14 protein-coding genes are annotated in these 13,703 nt (G+C 63.4%); 9 read left to right on the forward strand and 5 right to left on the reverse strand.

Annotation, left to right across the window (positions count from 1 at the left end):
* Positions 1-9 precede the first annotated feature (9 nt).
* Positions 10-846 carry a mycofactocin-coupled SDR family oxidoreductase gene (locus tag ABIB36_RS01060; protein ID WP_084347619.1) on the forward strand — a complete coding sequence of 279 codons (837 nt, stop codon included), beginning with the start codon at positions 10-12 and terminating at the stop codon, positions 844-846.
* A gap of 21 nt (positions 847-867) precedes the next feature.
* Here ABIB36_RS01060 and ABIB36_RS01065 read toward each other — a convergent pair whose 3' ends face one another.
* From ABIB36_RS01065 to ABIB36_RS01075, 3 genes are read right to left on the reverse strand one after another with little or no spacing between them, the layout of a single operon-like run.
* Entirely contained in the window at positions 868-1,659 is a 792-nt protein-coding gene (locus ABIB36_RS01065) for a 2-keto-4-pentenoate hydratase (protein WP_084347617.1), read from the reverse strand.
* A 48-nt stretch (positions 1,660-1,707) separates the two neighbouring features.
* Positions 1,708-2,550, reverse strand: a complete 843-nt coding sequence (locus ABIB36_RS01070) for a uroporphyrinogen-III synthase (protein WP_084347615.1) — start codon at positions 2,548-2,550, stop codon at positions 1,708-1,710.
* A gap of 20 nt (positions 2,551-2,570) precedes the next feature.
* Positions 2,571-3,419 carry an aldo/keto reductase gene (locus tag ABIB36_RS01075; RefSeq protein WP_084347613.1) on the reverse strand — a complete coding sequence of 283 codons (849 nt, stop codon included), beginning with the start codon at positions 3,417-3,419 and terminating at the stop codon, positions 2,571-2,573.
* 174 nt (positions 3,420-3,593) lie between these two features.
* Here ABIB36_RS01075 and ABIB36_RS01080 point away from each other — a divergent pair, with 174 nt between their 5' ends.
* The 6 genes from ABIB36_RS01080 to ABIB36_RS01105 are packed head-to-tail and all read left to right on the forward strand — an operon-like array spanning position 3,594 to position 9,684.
* Positions 3,594-5,228 (forward strand): ABC-F family ATP-binding cassette domain-containing protein, encoded by a 1,635-nt coding sequence (locus ABIB36_RS01080; protein WP_354558923.1) that lies wholly within the window; start codon positions 3,594-3,596, stop codon positions 5,226-5,228.
* 38 nt (positions 5,229-5,266) lie between these two features.
* Positions 5,267-5,539 carry a helix-turn-helix transcriptional regulator gene (locus ABIB36_RS01085; RefSeq protein ID WP_084347609.1) on the forward strand — a complete coding sequence of 91 codons (273 nt, stop codon included), beginning with the start codon at positions 5,267-5,269 and terminating at the stop codon, positions 5,537-5,539.
* A complete protein-coding gene (locus ABIB36_RS01090; protein WP_084347607.1) occupies positions 5,536-6,072 on the forward strand; it encodes a hypothetical protein in 537 nt (178 codons plus the stop codon). Before ABIB36_RS01085 ends, ABIB36_RS01090 begins: the two co-directional genes overlap by 4 nt.
* A gap of 12 nt (positions 6,073-6,084) precedes the next feature.
* Positions 6,085-6,978 carry an ABC transporter ATP-binding protein gene (locus tag ABIB36_RS01095; protein ID WP_354558924.1) on the forward strand — a complete coding sequence of 298 codons (894 nt, stop codon included), beginning with the start codon at positions 6,085-6,087 and terminating at the stop codon, positions 6,976-6,978.
* Positions 6,975-8,168, forward strand: coding sequence for an ABC transporter permease (locus tag ABIB36_RS01100; protein ID WP_084347603.1), 1,194 nt, complete (start codon positions 6,975-6,977; stop codon positions 8,166-8,168). The genes ABIB36_RS01095 and ABIB36_RS01100 overlap by 4 nt, the downstream gene beginning before the upstream one ends.
* A gap of 10 nt (positions 8,169-8,178) precedes the next feature.
* Complete coding sequence (locus ABIB36_RS01105; RefSeq protein ID WP_084347601.1) at positions 8,179-9,684, forward strand: carboxyl transferase domain-containing protein; 1,506 nt, start codon at positions 8,179-8,181, stop codon at positions 9,682-9,684.
* Here the strand turns inward: ABIB36_RS01105 and ABIB36_RS01110 are convergent.
* Together ABIB36_RS01110 and ABIB36_RS01115 are read right to left on the reverse strand one after the other, a co-directional pair.
* Entirely contained in the window at positions 9,661-10,026 is a 366-nt protein-coding gene (locus ABIB36_RS01110) for a hypothetical protein (protein ID WP_143542170.1), read from the reverse strand. The genes ABIB36_RS01105 and ABIB36_RS01110 overlap by 24 nt on opposite strands.
* A gap of 173 nt (positions 10,027-10,199) precedes the next feature.
* The gene (locus ABIB36_RS01115; protein WP_354558925.1) at positions 10,200-10,580 is read right to left on the reverse strand and encodes an endonuclease domain-containing protein; all 381 of its coding nucleotides are present in this window, start codon (positions 10,578-10,580) and stop codon (positions 10,200-10,202) included.
* A gap of 311 nt (positions 10,581-10,891) precedes the next feature.
* Here ABIB36_RS01115 and ABIB36_RS01120 point away from each other — a divergent pair, with 311 nt between their 5' ends.
* Both ABIB36_RS01120 and ABIB36_RS01125 read left to right on the forward strand, forming a co-directional pair.
* Positions 10,892-12,748 carry a propionyl-CoA synthetase gene (locus ABIB36_RS01120; protein ID WP_084347596.1) on the forward strand — a complete coding sequence of 619 codons (1,857 nt, stop codon included), beginning with the start codon at positions 10,892-10,894 and terminating at the stop codon, positions 12,746-12,748.
* A 51-nt stretch (positions 12,749-12,799) separates the two neighbouring features.
* Positions 12,800-13,702, forward strand: coding sequence for a DMT family transporter (locus ABIB36_RS01125; RefSeq protein WP_084347594.1), 903 nt, complete (start codon positions 12,800-12,802; stop codon positions 13,700-13,702).
* The last annotated feature ends 1 nt before the right edge of the window (position 13,703 follow it).

The following is a 13,703-nucleotide window of genomic DNA, read 5'->3' on the forward strand; positions in this document are numbered from 1 at the left end:
GAACTACATATGGAACGTTTCGATGGCAAAGTCGCCCTGATCACCGGCGCAGCACGAGGCCAAGGACGCTCTCACGCAATCGCTTTCGCTGAGCGAGGCGCCGACGTGGTGCTGTGCGATCGTTGCGAGGACCGCGACGTCGTGCGGTATCCGCTTGCCACACAGGACGATCTCGACGAGACGGTCCGGCTTGTGCAGGCAACCGGACGCAAGGCGATCAGCGCCACCTTCGACACCAGTGACCGTCAGGCGATGAACTCGCTCGTGGAGCGCGCCGAGTCAGAACTGGGCCGCATCGACATCGCTGTCGCGAATGCCGGCGTATCGGTCGCCGCGCCGGTGCAGTCGATGTCCGAAGCTCAGTGGGCAGAAACCATCGGCTCCAACCTGACCGGAGTCTTCAACACCGTCGGTGCTGTCGCACCGGGGATGATCAGTCGTGGATACGGGCGAATCATTACGATCTCATCCATGCTGGGCCGCGCCGGAAACACCAATATGGCCGCCTACGCAGCGTCGAAGTGGGGGGTCATCGGCCTCAGCAAGAGTGCCGCACTGGATCTGGCACCCCACGGAATCACCGTGAACACGATTGCACCGGGAAACATTTCAACTCCCATGATTCACAATGATTCCCTGTACGCGATGATGCGGCCGGACCTCGAAAAGCCGACCGCAGACGACGTCGCGCCCATCTTCCAATCCCTGCATGCGCAGCCGGTGCCGTGGCTCGACGCGGAGGAGATCACCCGCGTCGTCCTGTTCTTCGCCGCTGAAGCAAGTGCACATATCAGCGGCACGGTGCTTCCGGTCGACGCCGGAAACGCCGCGCGCGTCACCGGCTGACGCACACCCGAATCGGTGACGTCACGCAGTGAATACCGCTGTGACGTCACCGATTCCGGTAATCGATGCAGAGTAGGTCGAGCCTGCGGTCACCGAGACCATCGGGCCGAGTGCACCGGATAGAACGACTTCTCCTGCACGCAACGGTGAACCGTAGGACAAGCTGGTGTTCGCCAACCACGCAAATGCGGCCCAGGGGCTGCCGAGGCAATCGGATCCCTTACCCGTCGAGACCTGCTCTCCATCGGCGTACAGCGTCATCTCGACCTCTTCGAGATTCGGGGCATCGCCGCGGTCGAGGGAATCTCCGAGAACGTACAGACCGGAAGAAGCGTTGTCCGCCACGGTATCGGCCAAGCTGATGTCCCAGTCGACCACTCGGCTGTCGACGATTTCGAATGCCGCGAAGACCTTGCTCACGTAATCCGGAGCGGTATCGGCATCGATGGGCACTTCGATGTCACGGGAAACAGTGAAGGCGATCTCGGCTTCGATCCGTGGCTGCAGTAGCCGGCTGAAGTCGACCGCGTCGTCCTGCGTGCAATCCATGTCGTCGAGAAGAACACCGAAATCAGGCTGATCGACACTCATCTGCTTCTGCACAGCGGGAGAAGTCAAACCGATCTTTCGCCCTACGACGGTGCGTCCGGAAGCGACAAGCGCCTCGATATTGCGCGTCTGGACCAGGTAAGCGGCGTCCACGTCCTCACTGCCGATGAGGTCCCGGACGGGTGAACACGGAGTGGAAGTCGCAGTCGCAGTCGCAAGGCGGTCAGCAGCTTCGCTGATCGTATGAGGTTCGATCGTAGTCATGCCTGTGACGTTATGCGCACAACTCCACATGTCCCAGCATCTGTCTCATCAGGCGGGACGGGGCGCCTGGTCACTCAGCTCCTCGATGACGAACTTGGCGAGACTTCCCAGCCGCGCGCGGTCCGGCATCCGCGTCGGGACACCGAGTACATCCAGGGGCGCGGAGGTGACCGGGCCGACACAGATCGCGGCAACCGGGCCCTTCAGCGCCGCAAGGACCTGCTCGAGCATTCCGTTGTCCTTCGCCGTCGACAGCAGCGACGCGACGGCCGGGGCACTGGTGAAGGTGACGACGTCGACTTCGTGATCGAGAATCTTGCCCAACAAGTTCACCAGTGGGCGCTGATCCACCGGTCGGATCCAGCGGTAGACGGGTATGGGGCGCACTCTAGCGCCGAGGCCGGTGAGCGATTCACTCAGATGAATCGTCGGTTCCCATTCGGTGATGGTGCCGTGCAGTTGGACTGCGACATCGACACCGGCAATACCTTCGGCTTCGAGGTGGTCGGCCACCTCCTGAGACGCCTCGGTGGTCGGCGACCATTCCTCACGAAGCCCGACGCCGCGAATCGCACCTCGCGCCTTAGGGCCTCGCGCAACGATGCGCGAGGCCCTGAGAGCTTCGAGAAGCTCGTCTTCGGTGTTCCACTCCTTGGCCGCGTCGAGCCATCCACGAAAACCGACGGCCGTACTGATCACCACCATTTCCGGTGGCGACGCGACGATGCCCTCGGTCACCTCACGCAGCTCGGAGTCGTCGAGCAACGGCAGCACGTGAATCGCGGGTACGTGCACCGTGGCCGCACCGCGACGCTCCAGCATTACCGCGAACTCTTCTGCCCGGCGCTCGGCCGTGAGGGCAATCGTCTTGCCTGCAAGCGGGAAGGCCATGGGGCCACCCTAGTGGCGAACTAGCTGCTGAACTTGTCCGGATCAGGGCCGGTACGCCCGTCGACGGTGTCGAGTGCATTGATCTGTGCAACCTCGTCGTTGGTCAGCTCGAAGCCGAACACGTCGAAGTTGCTCGCGATCCGCTTCGGAGTCACCGACTTGGGGATCACCACGTTGCCGTGCTGGATGTGCCAACGAAGTACAACCTGAGCTGGGGTTACCCCGTGCGCTTCGGCGATCGGGGCGAGCGCCGGGTCGTCCAGGACGGTTCCGGAACCCAGCGGGCTCCACGCCTCGGTAGCGATGCCCTTCTCGGTATGGAACGCGCGCAGTTCGGTCTGCACGAAGTGCGGATGAACCTCGACCTGATTCACCGACGGGGTCTCCCCGACCTCCTCGATCAACCTCTCGAGCGTCGGGATGGTGAAGTTGGAGACGCCGATGGAGCCGATACGGCCGTCTGCCTTCAGCGCCTGGAATGCCTTGAACGTCTCGATGTACTTGTTGCGATCGAGCTGCTGCCAATGGATGAGGTACAGGTCCAGGTAATCGAGCCCGAGCCTGGCCATACTGGCGTCGAACGCCTTCAGCGTCGAGTCGTATCCCTGGTCGTCGTTCCACAGCTTGGTGGTGATGAACAGCTCGTCGCGGGCGATGCCGGACTCGGCGACAGCCTTCCCGGTGCCGGTTTCGTTCTCGTACACCTTCGCGGTGTCGATGCTGCGGTAGCCCACCTTCAGCGCCTCGGCTACTGCAGCTTGGGCACCGTCGTCCGGAACCTGCCACACACCGAATCCGAGCTGCGGAATCGCATGCCCGTCGTTGAGCACGATTGTCGGGACGGTACTGGTTTCGGAAGAAAAGGTCATACGAATGCCAACGGGTGACCGGACGAGTCTGTTCCCGAGGATCTGTTCCTGAGGATCTGAGATGCCGGGAGTGGAGCCTGCGGAACGACCCAGAGATGACGGGAGTGGAGCCTGCGGAACGACCCAGAGATGCCGGGAGTGGAGCCTGCGGAACGACCCAGAGATACTTGCAGTGTGACTGCAACCTTGCGCGTGGACGATCTTGCGGCTTTCCACGGCGACCGAACGCTTTTCTCCGGCCTTTTCCTCACCGTCACGGAAGGGGACGTCATCGGACTTGTCGGTGCCAACGGGGCCGGTAAGTCCACCTTGTTGACGCTGTTGACAGGCGTCGAGACAGCAGATTTCGAGGGTGATATCTACACCTCTCCGCCCGATGCCACTGTCGGCTATCTCGCTCAGGAACCCGAGCGTGTTCCAGGTGAGAAGGTTGTCGAATTCCTCGGGCGCCGGACGGGTGTCACTCTGGCCGAGGAGTCGATGAATGCTGCGGCGGAAGCACTCGGATCCGGCGATGGCGAGGATCTGTACACCCCGGCGCTGGAGCGGTGGCTCGCACTCGGTGGTGCCGATCTGGCCGAGCGCGCCGAGAAGGTCCTGGCAGAGCTGGGTCTCGACACCGGCGGAGAGGTCTTGATGACCTCACTCTCCGGTGGGCAGGCTGCCCGAGCCGGGTTGGCTGCGATCCTGCTGGCGCGTTACGACATCCTGCTGCTCGACGAGCCGACCAACGATCTCGACCTCGCCGGGTTGGAACAGTTGGAGCGATTCGTCGTCGACACTCGTGCGGCGATCGTCGTCGTCAGTCACGATCGTGAATTCCTCGAGCGCACGGTCACCGGCATCGTCGAGCTCGATCGAGCGCAGCACCGAATCGACGTCTACGACGGCAGCTATCAGTCGTATCTGGCCGAGCGTGAGATCGCTCGGCAGCATGCGCGTGAGAAGTACGACGAGTTCGCCGACACCAAGTCCTCGTTGGAATCGCGCGCCCAGATGCAACGCAACTGGATGGAGTCCGGGGTTCGCAACGCCCGTCGTAAAGCCCCCGACAACGACAAGATCGCGCGGAAGACTCGTGCCGAATCGACCGAGAAGCAGGCGGCGAAGGCTCGGCAGACCCAGCGCAGAATCGAGCGGCTCGAAGTCGTCGAGGAACCGCGTAAGGAGTGGGAACTGCGGATGGAGATCGCGAGCGCTCCGCGTAGCGGCACCGTCGTTTCGGTGCTGAGCGGCGCCGTGGTTACTCGCCCGGCGTTCACTTTCGGTCCGGTGACGACGCAGATCGAGTGGGGTGATCGCATTCTCATCACCGGTGAGAACGGGTCGGGCAAGACGACGTTGCTGTCGGTGTTGCTGGGCAAGTTGGTGCCGGACGAGGGCACTGCATCATTGGGTTCGGGTGTCGCGATCGGCGAAATCGACCAGGCGCGTGAGCTTTTCACCGGTGTTGCGACGGTGTCCGACTCGCTCAGCGCCGCGGTTCCCGATTGGCCCGACGCCGAAGTCCGCACTCTGTTGGCGAAATTCGGTCTCCGTGGAGACGACGCATTGAGGCCCGCAGGATCCTTGTCTCCGGGTGAGCGGACTCGCGCCGCGCTCGCCCTGTTGCAGGCGCGAGGAGTCAATCTCCTGGTACTCGACGAGCCGACGAACCATCTGGACCTCCCGGCGATCGAGCAGCTCGAGCGGGCGATGGAGAACTTCGAAGGAACATTGCTGCTGGTCACGCATGATCGACGGATGCTCTCCACGGTGCGCAGTACGCGACGCTGGGTGATGTCCGACGGGAAGTTGTCAGAAATGTAGGGTTGACGAATCGTTGGGTTTATACAACACTTTGATACATGAGCCCCATAAAGCGTGGCAACACGCTCCCGATCTACAACCGGGTGGGAGTTCTGCGGGCAGAACGAAAGATGAGCCGCGCGCAACTTGCCGAACTCGTCGAAGTGAACCCCCAGACGGTGGGCGCCCTCGAACGTGGTGACCACTACCCGAGTCTCGATCTCGCATTGCGAATCTGCGATGTCTTCCACCTACCAGTGGAAGCAGTGTTCTCGCGAGAAGAGTTCGGACCGCTCTCCGCAGAGTTGTATCGAAGGGAGAAGAGCCCATGACCACACCCGACGCCGCGGATATTTTGACCCGCTACCAGGCATTTCGAACCCGACGCTTTCTCGAGAACGACGCCAAGACACGACACTGGCTCCCGACGTGGCGCACCCAGCGGCGTCGACGCATCCTAGGGGTTGCCGTCGTAGCCGTTCTCTTCACGCTCCTGGCGATTTCCATTCTTTCCCTTTTCTCGCAGTGGGCTCCCCTCGCCTGGTTGCCGGCCACCGCGGCGTTCCTCGTGCTGTGGACGATGCTGCAAACGGTGTCCGGACGACACAGCGACGCCCCGGCGGGCGCACTCGACGAGTGGGAAGTCCAGCAGCGCAACGAAGCTCGCTCTATCGGGCTGACGGTGACCCAGGGCCTGGTGATGGTGTCGGTCATCGCGCTGATCTTCCTCTCGACCTGGATCGAGAACGATCGCCTTGCCTACGCGGGAGCCCTCTGGACACTGACCGCATTGCTGGCCGGAATCTGCTCTCCCGCTTTGATTCTCGCGTGGATAACCCCCGACCCCGATCCAGAAGACCTCTGACCGAAAGGGACCATGAGTACCCTCACGATCGACTCCATCTCCAAACGCTACGGCGACACCATCGCCCTCGACGCACTGAGCTTCGAAGTCCGCCCCGGCGAACTGTTCGGCTTCGTGGGCAGTAACGGCGCAGGCAAAACCACCACCATGCGCATCGCGCTCGGCGTACTGTCCGCCGACTCCGGACAGGTCCTGCTCGGCGGAAAGCCCGTGGACCTCGAAGTACGCCGCACCATCGGCTACATGCCCGAGGAACGTGGACTCTATCCCAAGATGAAGGTCGGCCCTCAGCTGGCGTATCTCGCTGAGCTGCATGGCCTCTCGTCTTCCGCTGCCAAGGATGCGGTACAGCGCTGGACCGAGAGACTCGGAATATCCTCGCGGCTCGGCGATACCGTCGACGCACTGAGTCTTGGCAATCAACAACGTGTGCAGCTCGCTGCGGCCCTCGTGCACGACCCCGCTGTTCTCGTTCTCGACGAACCGTTCTCCGGACTGGATCCAGTAGCCGTCGACGTCATGAGCGAGGTGTTACGCGAGAAAGCCGCTGCAGGAGTGCCCGTCATCTTCTCGAGCCATCAGCTCGACCTGGTACAGCGACTGTGCGATCGGGTCGGCATCATCGCCGCCGGCTCGATGCGGGCAGTCGGAACCGTCGACGAACTCCGCGGATCCGGCGACGCACAGCTGCAGGTGCATGCACCTGCAGCCACTCCAGGATGGGCCGACAGCATTGCCGGAGTCACCACCCTGAGTCAGCGCGACGGACACTTCGTGCTCAGCCTGAAGCAGGGCGCCTCCGATCAGGACGTCCTGCATGCCGCACTGGCCACCGGCCCCGTACACGAATTCTCCGTCCACAAACCATCGCTGAGTGATCTGTTTCGAGAGGCGGTAGTGGCATGAGCGAAAAACTGACCTCCACCCGGGCGATACGTTTGATCGCCAAGCGCGAATTCGCGGTACAGGTGATGAAGAAGAGCTTCGTCATCAGCAACATCATCATCCTCGCCGCCATCGTCGGCGGCATCATCGCCTTCTCCATCTTCTCCGGCGGTGACGACGACCGGGACGTCATCGGCGTCGTCGGCGATCAGTCGATAGCGTCGGTACTGCAGGCCACCGGGGATGCCGTCGGCAATCCAGTCGAGATCCGCGAACTCTCCGACGCCGCTGCCGCGCGCAGTGACGTCGAATCGGGCGAGGTTGCCGTGGCACTCGTGCCCGAGAATGCAGGGGCCTACACCGCGATCACCGATTCCGAACTGACCGGAACACTGCGGGCCATCATCGAAAGCAGCGTCCAGACGCACGCGACCGACACCGCTCTCGACGCACAGGGTGCCGATCGCGCCGCGTTGGCTGCTGCCACCACCGCGGCGACCGTCACCGTCGACGCCATCGATCCGCCAGATCCCGAAGCGGGACAACGCACTGCACTGGCACTGTCCGCAGTGTTCATCCTCTACGCGCAGATCATCGGCTTCGGCATGTACGTCGCGATGGGCGTCGTCGAGGAGAAGTCCTCGCGTGTCGTCGAACTGCTCCTGTCGACCGTGCGTCCACTACAACTGCTGTGGGGCAAGATAATCGGCATCGGTGCCGTCGGAATCCTTCAACTCGCCATGTACGGAGTCGCGGGCGTCGGCACCGGCCTCGCCACCGGAGTTCTGACCGTCACCGGCGCCGCGATCAGCGTGTTCGCCGGTACCCTCGGCTGGTTCATCCTCGGCTTCGCCTTCTTCGCGGTGCTCTACGCCGCGGGCGGGTCGATGGTCTCGCGGCAGGAAGACGTCAACTCCACGACGATGCCTCTACTGCTGCTGATCATGGCAATGTTCTTCTCCGCCTTCTACTCCGTCGGCGACCCGGAGAGCACCCTGAGCAGTGTGCTCAGTTGGATCCCACCGTTCTCCGCGGTCATGATGCCGCTACGCATCGCCGCCGGAGTCGCGCCGGTCTACCAGATTGTCGGAACCGCCCTGATCATGCTCGCGACCACCGCGGCCCTCGCCGTCGTCGCTGCAAAGATCTACCAGCGGTCCATCCTGCGCATCGGCAAGACCGTCACGTGGAAGGAAGCGTTCGCTCGCTAAGCTTCCCACCATGAGCCCACGAACATCCGCCGCCGAGATACTCGATGCAGTTCTCGACGGCGGATCGTTCGTCTCCTGGGACACCACCCCCCTCGACGTCTCCCCCGGCCCCGCCTACGCAGCCGACCTCGAGGCAGCCAGAGAGAAGACCGGCGTCGACGAATCGGTGCTGACCGGCTCCGGCACGGTCGACGGCCGTCGGGTAGCGGTCATCGCGTGCGAGTTCGGCTTCTTGGCAGGGTCTATCGGTGTGGCAGCTGCCGAACGAATCGTCGTTGCAATCGAACGTGCCACCGCCGAAAAGCTGCCGCTGATCGCGTCGCCGACGTCCGGCGGAACCCGGATGCAGGAGGGCACCCTCGCCTTCGTGCAGATGGTCAAGATCGCAGCCGCCGTCACGATGCACAAGCAGGCGGGATTGCCGTATCTGGTCTATCTGCGAAACCCGACGACGGGTGGAGTATTCGCATCGTGGGGTTCGTTGGCGCACGTGACGGTCGCCGAACCCGAAGCGCTCATCGGATTTCTCGGACCACGTGTCTACCAGGCGCTCTACGACAAGCCGTTTCCCGAGGGCGTCCAGACGGCCGAGAACCTGTATCGACACGGCGTCATCGACGGCGTGGTGCCGGTGGCGAGTCTGCGCCACCTGCTCGTGCGGATCCTGCGCGTCGTCGGAGGTGATGCCGCACCGGCGCTCACACTCGAACCTGCGCCCCTGGTCGCGGATATCGAAGAGCGCACGGCGTGGCAATCGGTGATCTCCTCCCGCCGACCCGACCGCCCCGGAGTTCGCGAATTGCTGGAACATGCAGCCACCGAACAGGTCCCACTGAGCGGAACCGGCCAAGGCGAATCCGATGCCACGATTCTGTTGTCGCTCTGCCGCTTTCGAGGAATCGCGTGTGTAGTCTTCGGCAACGATCGCAGCAGCCACAGCGTCACCGCCACGATGGGCCCGGGTGCGCTCCGCGAAGCCCGACGCGGCATGCGGCTCGCCGAAGAACTCTCGATTCCGCTGGTTCTGGTGATCGACACGTTCGGTGCAGCGCTGTCGAAAGAGGCGGAGGAAGGTGGCCTCGCGCCCGAGATCGCCCGCTGCATATCCGATCTCGTCACCCTCGACACGCCCACGGTGTCGGTACTTCTGGGGCAAGGCACCGGCGGCGGCGCCCTGGCATTGCTACCCGCGGACCGCACACTGTGCGCGGAGAACGCCTGGCTCGCGCCACTGCCGCCGGAAGGTGCAAGTGCCATCGTGCATCGCGACACCAGTCATGCCGCCGACATGGCCGAGTCCCAGGGCATCCGATCCGTCGATCTCCTCCGTGCGGGAATCGTCGACGCCATCGTCCCCGAGAGTCCCGACGCAGCCGCAGAACCAGTCGACTTCTCGCTACGCGTCGCCGGGGCCATCGCGCGCGAACTGCAAGGCCTGAGTCACCAGGATCCGGACGCGCGGCTGACCACTCGGCTGAGCCGCTATCGAACCTTAGGCCTTGAGGACCAGCGCTAGAACGTCACCTGCTCGGACGTCGGACGGTAGTTCGATCTTGGTGTCGCCGATGGCGAAGAACTCACGCCCTGCCACCGAATGCCTACCGGCAATCTCGGCGTCGACCACGTCATCGATCGTGCCGTCGATCCGGACGATGCCTGCGATGACCGAGCGCACCCGCGTCACCAGAACACCGTCGAACACCGCAGGCGTGCCCAAGCAATCGGCGACATCCTCGGCAGCCATCCCGTCGAACGTCAAGCGACCAAGGTGGTAACGCGTCGCCACCGGCCACATGGTCGGGTCGAATCGGGGACGTGATGCACCGGAAAGCGAAGGAAGAAGCTCGTAGAGGGTCACGTCCTTCAGTCTTTCCTCACCCGGCGGCCCGCTCAAGGTACTTGACGGAAATCTAACGTCGGCGGCACCGACTACGACGCCGCCCTGACGGTCGGGGGCGAATTGGCGCTGCTGTGTGCACACTATCGACCCATTTCGACGGGATTCGGGCGATCCGCGCCGATAGTGTGCATTCAGGTCGGCGGCGGAGAGTTGATCGACTTTCGTCTCCTCCGCACGACCGTCATGATCTCCTCGACCACACCGTCGAGATCCGACATCACCGTCGCCCCCGAATATCGCAGCACCAGCCACCCGTCTAGTACCAAAATGTTCTGGCGTCGACGATCGCTGGTGAATGTCGCCGGATCGATGTGAAACGTGCGCCCATCGATATCCACGATGACGCGAGCGCGGAAGTCGACAAGGTCACCGTAGAACCGGCCGACTCTCGCATTGATTTCCATGCGAAAATTGCGCGCGGTCAATGCCCTGGCCACGCTCCGCTCAGGTTCCGAACGAGTACCCGGGCAGCACCGTCGAAGCTGTTCTCGCAGCGCAGTCGTACCGTTCATCCCACCTGCGGTCTCGCAGAATTCGGCGACCCTGCGCCAGGGGATGTGCGTGCCGATCGCAGAGTCGTACGAACCCCCATGGCGTACACCGTTGCCGACAGGACCGCTTCGCAGTAGAGGCGAACTCGAAACTGTGGATAACTGCTGTCCATCCACAGATTCGGGTGCCTCAGTGCATATTTTCGGGTGCCTCAGTGCACACTATCGGCCCGATTCGACGGGATTCCGGCGATCCGCGCCGATACTGTGCAATTTCCGGCGGCCACCGGAGAAGTACCCACATGCAACCGACGCCCAACTAGGGTTGCCACATGAGCGGCGAATACCGGACAGCATTCGACAACAGCATCGACCGACGCGAGGAATTCTGGCTCGACGCCGCGCAGGGAGTCGACTGGGACAGCGCCCCGACGACGGCGTTCGACGGTGAGCGATGGTTCGCCGACGGCACCCTCAACACCTGCTACAACGCGCTCGACCGCCACGTCCACGCAGGTCACGGCGACCGGGCCGCGCTGATCTACGACTCCGCGATGATCGGCGTGCAGCGCACCTACAGTTACGCCGAGCTACTGGGCGAAGTGTCACGGTTCGCGGGCGTCCTACTCGCGCACGGCGTACGGGTCGGCGATCGTGTCGTGATCTACATGCCGATGATCCCCGAGGCCGTGGTCGCGATGCTGGCCTGCGCACGAATCGGCGCCGTGCACTCGGTTGTCTTCGGCGGGTTCGCCGCCAAAGAGCTTGCCGCACGCATCGACGACGCGGAGCCCACACTGCTGGTGACGGCGAGCGGCGGCTTCGAACCGGCCCGCGTCATCGAATACCTCCCCCTCATCGCCAAGGCACTCGAAATGTCCACGGCCGCAACGCCAAAGGTCATCGTCAAAGCTCGCGACGGGATTCCGACCGAACACAGCTGGCTCGACTGGGACACCGAGATCGCCGGCGCCACCGCCGCCGATCCGATCCCGGTGCAGGCGACCGATCCGCTCTACATCCTCTACACCTCCGGCACCACCGGGAAACCGAAGGGCGTCGTCCGCGACAACGGTGGGCACGCCGTCGCCTTGACGTGGTCGATGAGCAACATCTACGACGTCGGGGCAGGCCAGGTCATGTGGACGGCCTCCGATGTGGGCTGGGTCGTCGGACACTCCTACATCGTCTACGGTCCACTCTTCGCCGGCGCGACGACAGTTCTGTACGAGGGCAAACCCGTCGGGACGCCGGATGCCGGGGCTTTCTGGCGCGTCGTAGCCGACCATGGTGTTCGGGCGCTCTTCACTGCGCCCACTGCGCTGCGCGCGATTCGCAAGGTGGACCCGCAGGCAGCGGAGCTGAGCAAGTACGACGTCTCTTCGCTGAAGATGTTGTTCGTTGCGGGTGAGCGGCTCGACCCGGACACCTACGAATGGGCCTGCCGCATCCTGAACATTCCGGTCGTGGACCATTGGTGGCAGACCGAGACCGGGTGGCCGATTTGCGCCAATCTGCTCGGCTTGGAACCACTTCCGATCAAGTCGGGTTCGCCGACAGTGCCGGTGCCCGGCTTTCGTGTCGGTATTCTCGACGCCGTCGGCAACCCCGTCTCGGCGGGCGAGGAAGGCAATATCGTCATCGAACTGCCGTTGCCACCGGGCACCCTGGTCGGGTTGTGGAACGACGAATCACGTTTCCGCCGTTCGTATCTCGAAACGTTTCCGGGGTACTACCTCACCGGCGACTCCGGGTACATCGATTCCGACGGGTACGTATACGTGCTCGGCCGCAGTGACGACGTCATCAACGTGGCCGGACATCGGTTGTCGACAGGATCGATGGAGGCGGTGCTCGCAGGCCATCCGGCTGTCGCCGAGTGCGCGGTCATCGGTATTCACGATGACCTCAAAGGCCAACGCCCGAGCGGTTACGTAGTCCTCAAGGCAGGCGAGCAGATCACCGAGGATCAACTCCGCGCCGAACTGGTGGCCATGGTGCGGGAGCAGATCGGGGCGCTCGCGACCTTCCGCGACGTCACCATCGTCGGCGCGCTCCCGAAGACACGGTCGGGAAAGATACTGCGTAAGACGATGCGTCAGATCGTCGCCGGGGACGAGTACGGCATTCCTTCGACCATCGAGGATCCGGCGGTACTCGATGCGCTGGAGAAGCTCCTCCGACACTGATGGCGAAAAGCCGCGCGTCGAGATCGGCTCGGGCACAGTAGCGTCCTCGTCATGAGCAAGCTCGGTACCTCACCGAAAGCAGACTGGCTCGCCGTCGCTGCCGTGATCACCACGGTGGTGGCATGGGCGTCGGCGTTCGTGGCGATCCGCGGCGTCGGGACCTCGTTCGGCGCCGGGCCACTCGCGCTGGGGCGGTTGCTGATCGGGAGCACGGTGTTGGGGTCGATTCTGCTGCTGCAGGGCAAGTGGGTCCGGCCGAACCGAACTCAGTGGCTGCAGATCCTCAGCGTCGGGGTGTTCTGGTTCGCGATCTACAACGTCGCACTCAACGCGGCCGAGCAGCGCGTCGATGCCGGGACCACGTCGATGCTCATTCAGATCGGCCCGATTCTGGTCGCACTGTTCGCGGGCCTGCTCCTCGGCGAGGGCTTTCCCCGATGGCTCGTCATCGGTGCGGCCATTGCGTTCGCCGGTGCCGTCATGGTCGGGGTCACGACGGCTCTCACCACGAGTGATACGACGAAGACCGACGCCGGATTCTTCGGCATCGCATTGTGTCTGGTGTCCGCAGTGACGTATGCGATCGGTGTATTGAGCCAGAAGCCGGTACTACGTTCCGTGCCTGGCCTCCAGGTGACGTGGATGGCATGCGCGATCGGAACTCTGTGCACACTCCCCTTCGCGCCTGCTCTGATCGGCGACCTCACCGATGCGTCGGGAGCCGCTGTCGGTGGCCTGCTCTATCTCGGGTTGGTACCGACTGCATTGGCCTTCAGCACCTGGGCGTATGCGCTGACACGCATGGATGCCGGCCGTCTCGGAGTCACCACGTACGCGGTACCACCGATCACCATCACGTTGGCGTGGCTTCTGCTCGGCGAGATTCCGCACTATCTCGCAGTGGTGGGTGGAGCGATCTGCCTCGTCGGGGTCGGTGTCTCGCGTCGACGTTAGA

Source organism: Rhodococcus sp. UYP9, assembly GCF_040547235.1.
Classification (GTDB): Bacteria; Actinomycetota; Actinomycetes; order Mycobacteriales; family Mycobacteriaceae; genus Rhodococcoides.

What these genes read in the sequence shown, in the direction of transcription:
- ABIB36_RS01095 (WP_354558924.1), top strand. Translation starts at nt 6,085, where the DNA reads ATGAGTACCCTCACGATCGACTCCATCTCCAAACGCTACGGCGACACC.
- ABIB36_RS01100 (WP_084347603.1), top strand. Translation starts at nt 6,975, where the DNA reads ATGAGCGAAAAACTGACCTCCACCCGGGCGATACGTTTGATCGCCAAG.
- ABIB36_RS01125 (WP_084347594.1), top strand. Translation starts at nt 12,800, where the DNA reads ATGAGCAAGCTCGGTACCTCACCGAAAGCAGACTGGCTCGCCGTCGCT.
- ABIB36_RS01085 (WP_084347609.1), top strand. Translation starts at nt 5,267, where the DNA reads ATGAGCCCCATAAAGCGTGGCAACACGCTCCCGATCTACAACCGGGTG.
- ABIB36_RS01105 (WP_084347601.1), top strand. Translation starts at nt 8,179, where the DNA reads ATGAGCCCACGAACATCCGCCGCCGAGATACTCGATGCAGTTCTCGAC.
- ABIB36_RS01120 (WP_084347596.1), top strand. Translation starts at nt 10,892, where the DNA reads ATGAGCGGCGAATACCGGACAGCATTCGACAACAGCATCGACCGACGC.
- ABIB36_RS01060 (WP_084347619.1), top strand. Translation starts at nt 10, where the DNA reads ATGGAACGTTTCGATGGCAAAGTCGCCCTGATCACCGGCGCAGCACGA.
- ABIB36_RS01115 (WP_354558925.1), bottom strand. Translation starts at nt 10,580, where the DNA reads ATGAACGGTACGACTGCGCTGCGAGAACAGCTTCGACGGTGCTGCCCG.
- ABIB36_RS01090 (WP_084347607.1), top strand. Translation starts at nt 5,536, where the DNA reads ATGACCACACCCGACGCCGCGGATATTTTGACCCGCTACCAGGCATTT.
- ABIB36_RS01065 (WP_084347617.1), bottom strand. Translation starts at nt 1,659, where the DNA reads ATGACTACGATCGAACCTCATACGATCAGCGAAGCTGCTGACCGCCTT.
- ABIB36_RS01075 (WP_084347613.1), bottom strand. Translation starts at nt 3,419, where the DNA reads ATGACCTTTTCTTCCGAAACCAGTACCGTCCCGACAATCGTGCTCAAC.
- ABIB36_RS01070 (WP_084347615.1), bottom strand. Translation starts at nt 2,550, where the DNA reads ATGGCCTTCCCGCTTGCAGGCAAGACGATTGCCCTCACGGCCGAGCGC.